Origin of the sequence: Arthrobacter ginkgonis, from assembly GCF_039540195.1 — a bacterium.
GTDB classification, from domain to species: Bacteria; Actinomycetota; Actinomycetes; order Actinomycetales; family Micrococcaceae; genus Zafaria; species Zafaria ginkgonis.
The window spans coordinates 1-3,370 of the sequence record NZ_BAABEO010000053.1 but is presented as its reverse complement, the minus strand read 5'-3'; the positions used below and the strand labels follow the sequence as shown (position 1 = coordinate 3,370).

Annotated in this window: 8 protein-coding genes; all 8 read left to right on the top strand. The window is 66.9% G+C overall.

The features are described 5' to 3' along the window. The coding region (locus ABD912_RS23515) for a hypothetical protein (protein ID WP_345154916.1) at positions 1–214 on the top strand (214 nt) is incomplete at its 5' end. After that, positions 211–399, top strand: coding sequence for a hypothetical protein (locus tag ABD912_RS23510; RefSeq protein WP_345154914.1), 189 nt, complete (start codon positions 211–213; stop codon positions 397–399). The genes ABD912_RS23515 and ABD912_RS23510, both read left to right, overlap by 4 nt. Positions 400–417: 18 nt before the next feature. Beyond that, a complete protein-coding gene (locus ABD912_RS23505; protein WP_345154912.1) occupies positions 418–1,035 on the top strand; it encodes a hypothetical protein in 618 nt (205 codons plus the stop codon). Further along, on the top strand, positions 1,032–1,292 hold the full coding sequence (locus ABD912_RS23500) for a hypothetical protein (protein WP_345154909.1): 261 nt from the start codon (positions 1,032–1,034) through the stop codon (positions 1,290–1,292). The genes ABD912_RS23505 and ABD912_RS23500 overlap by 4 nt, the downstream gene beginning before the upstream one ends. Before the next feature lie 193 nt (positions 1,293–1,485). Then, a complete protein-coding gene (locus ABD912_RS23495; protein ID WP_345154907.1) occupies positions 1,486–2,097 on the top strand; it encodes a hypothetical protein in 612 nt (203 codons plus the stop codon). Between the two features lie 185 nt (positions 2,098–2,282). Beyond that, positions 2,283–2,648, top strand: coding sequence for a hypothetical protein (locus tag ABD912_RS23490; protein ID WP_345154904.1), 366 nt, complete (start codon positions 2,283–2,285; stop codon positions 2,646–2,648). A gap of 136 nt (positions 2,649–2,784) precedes the next feature. After that, on the top strand, positions 2,785–3,078 hold the full coding sequence (locus ABD912_RS23485; RefSeq protein WP_345154902.1) for an FDXHR family putative zinc-binding protein: 294 nt from the start codon (positions 2,785–2,787) through the stop codon (positions 3,076–3,078). Continuing rightward, positions 3,075–3,370 (top strand): hypothetical protein (locus tag ABD912_RS23480; protein ID WP_345154901.1); only part of this gene is annotated, 296 nt, incomplete at its 3' end. The genes ABD912_RS23485 and ABD912_RS23480, both read left to right, overlap by 4 nt.

Sequence of the window (3,370 nt, the reverse complement as noted above, 5' to 3'; positions counted from 1 at the left end):
TGATACCACCCCTGCCAGCATCAGCGACCGCGCCGACGCGTGGCTCGAAGACGTCGAGTTCATCATCCGCAACGGCACCAGCAAGCGGGCCCTCGAGGAACGCCTCGGCGGGTCCTGGAACAAGATCGCGTCCCGCCTCCGCGGCCGCGGCCGGCAAGACCTCATCGACAGCGTCGTCCGCCAAGACGAATTCGCCCCGGCGCGTGCCGCATGAGCGTGCGCGGCGCAAGCGCCCGGCCGGCGCTGACCTTGGAAGTCGGCACCTACATGTGCGGCCGCTGCGGCGGGATCTTCGCCTTCAACATGGGCCGCCCACACAACGGCTACTGCATCGACTGCCTCCCCGAAGCCCGGCAACTCGGCTGGGCGCCCAAATACACGCGGCGCAAGGCCGCCTAACCACGAAAGGAACCCATCATGGCAACCATCATCACGGCGACTACCGTCCGCGGAGACCAATACCCGGCCGACGCCTTCCACGTCACCCCGGCCACCATCGCCCTCCTCGAAGCGCACGGCTGGAAGGCACCGAAGCCCAAGGCCGCCCCCGCGCCCGCCTCCTGCATCGCCGACGAGTGCGATGGCAAGCAGTCAGTACGCGGATACTGCCGGAAGCACTACCAGCGTCTCCTCAAGCACGGCGACCCGAACACCGTCATGAAGACCGGCCGCACAGCCAAGCCCAAGCAGGAGCCGGAGCCGGACGCGCCGGAGCTCCCCACCCCTGCCGTCCCGACGGAACATCCGGCACCGCAGGCACGCCCACGGCCCGCAGCCCCAGCGGCTCGGCCCGTCCACGCAGCCCCGGCCACCGCAACCAAGCTGTGCCTGGTGAACGGCTGCAAGGAACCGCACAAGGCCTACGGCTACTGCGCTGCCCACCTCGAGCAGTGGGAGACCACCGGCCGCGCTCCGGACGCCACCGGCCCGGCCCCGGTCACCTACGCAAGCGAAGAGCAGCGCCGCGATGCCCACAACAAGCGCCAGCGCGAACTCTTCGAAGCTGGCCGCCGCCGGCGCGGGGCTGCAGCATGAACGTCGGCGCACTGGTGTGGCAGCAGATGTGGAGCCCCGGCAGCAACAAGACCGTCCCCTACGGGCGCCGCCGGCTGATGCGGATCACGCACATCATCGAGAACTACAACGGGCCCGGCATTACCCGGTGGTGTCTGGCAGATCCAGCAAGGCCCAACGACGAGCATCTGATGAGCTACGTCGAGTCCGACTGGTGCGACCTCGAACTCGCGGCGCCCACCCAGACCAGTATCTTCGACCTCCTGGACACCCAGTGAGGCATCACCGGCCCGCTTACCCGTCGGTCATGCGCTGCCTGTGCGGGAAGATCTACGCCCCCACAAGGGACGAGGCCCGCCGCCTCCGGACGGAGATGGAGCACATCGCCGGCCATCACTCCCAGGTCCGCTTTTGCCAATGCGACCGCGGGGCCTGGCATTGGACCCGACAAACCGAAAGGACACCCGCCTGATGGCCCGCGTCTACGCACAAACCGACGTGGGGATCTGGTCAGATGACGACTTCCTCGACCTCGGCCTCCACGCTCAATGGCTCTACTGGCATCTCTTCTCGCAACCGGACCTGTCCTACTGCGGGGTCACGGACTGGCGGCCCAAGCGCATTGTCCCCAAAGCCGCGGGCCTGACCCTCGGAACCGTCCTGGACGCGGCCCGCGAACTTTGTGAGCGTCACTACATTGTTACGGACGAAGACACCGAAGAAGTCCTCGTTCGGTCCTTCGTTCGCAGCGACGGGCTCCTCAAGCAACGCAACATGGGCGCCGCAGTCGCCAAGGCGCACGCCACCATCGCGTCCCGCACACTGGCCGGCGTCGTCGTGCACGAGCTGCAGCGTCTCCACGCCGAGCATCCGGACTGGAGTAGCTGGTCAGCCCTCGAATCGGTCCTCTCCAAGAGGTCCATCAACCCCTACGAGCTGACATCCGAAAAGGGGCCCGACGACCCACCCGAAATGCCCTTCGGAAACCCATCGGGAAACCCATTCGGAAAGGGGTCCCCCAACCCATTCGGAAACCCATCCGGAAAGGGATCGGGAAAGGCATCCGATGACCCACCGTTCTAGCCATCCACCACCCCTGACCGAAGGGGTCTTGAAAGGGATCGGTAACACCAGACACCTAACACCAAACACCCTTCACCCCTCACCGTCATCATCACCTGACGAGGTAATGTCACCAGCGCACGCCAACACAAGCCAAGACGCAACAAGCACGAACCGGCACCACCGAAGGACACACCAGGCAACGCATGATGATCGAAATCACCCGCATCCAAGCTCAGACACTCGCCAACTTCATCCACACCATCCGCCGCGACTGGGACCCCGCCGGCATCACCGAAGCCCTCGGCAGGGCCCGCCACCGCGGAACCCCCGACCAAATCGCCCACGCAGCCATCCGCGCAGCAGGCAACCCGAAAAACCGCACCCCCGGCGTCATCCCCCTCGACGGCGAACACTGGCGCAACCCCTGGCAACCCCCCGACCCCACCCCCAAACGCGAACTCCACTGCGGAGAACACGACTGCCCCGAATCCGTCTGCAAGGCCAAGCACTACCGAACCGAACCCCCCGAAGGCTGGCGGAACGCACAGGCCACCCAGGGCGAGGGGTGAGGGACCGGAACCGGACCCGGCAAACGCACACGCAGGACGGCGCTGTAAGCCCCGAAAAGTACGCGGGTGCAACTCCCGCCCAGATCCCACCCGAAACCCCGCCAAATCCGAGCGGCGAACCGAAAGAGGGCCAACCATGGCATCAGTGACACACCCCAAATGCGGCAAGACGTTCCCTGGCGGCGAGAGGACCGGGCATTGCGGGGCCTGCTGCGAGACGTTCATCGGCCTCATCAGCTTCGAGGCGCACCGGGTGGGCGAGCACGGAACGCCGGACCGCAGGTGCGAGCTCAAGCCCTACATCAGCCACCGCAAGGAGTACCCGCACACGACCCTGTTCGGTCACTGGCCGGACGAGCGCGGCTTCTGGCACTTCGGGGAGAAGCTCACGGACGAGCAGAAGGCCACCGTGTTCGGGGGCCGCAAGTGAGCCGCACTAGGGCCAGCGCGAAGGCGGCCGGCACGCGCATGGAGCGCCAGGCCGCGGACTACCTCGCCGGGGCCCTCGATGACGATGGCGTCGACCGGCAGGTGAAGACCGGGGCGAAGGACACCGGCGACATTCGCGGGGTCAAGGCTCACGGGCAGCGGATCGCGGTTGAGGTGAAGAACACCACCCGGACGAACCTGGCCGGCTGGGCCGCCGAAGCCGAGGTCGAGCGCGGCAACCTGGACGCGCTGGCCGGCGTGGTGGTGCACAAGCGCCACGGTGTGGGCGACCC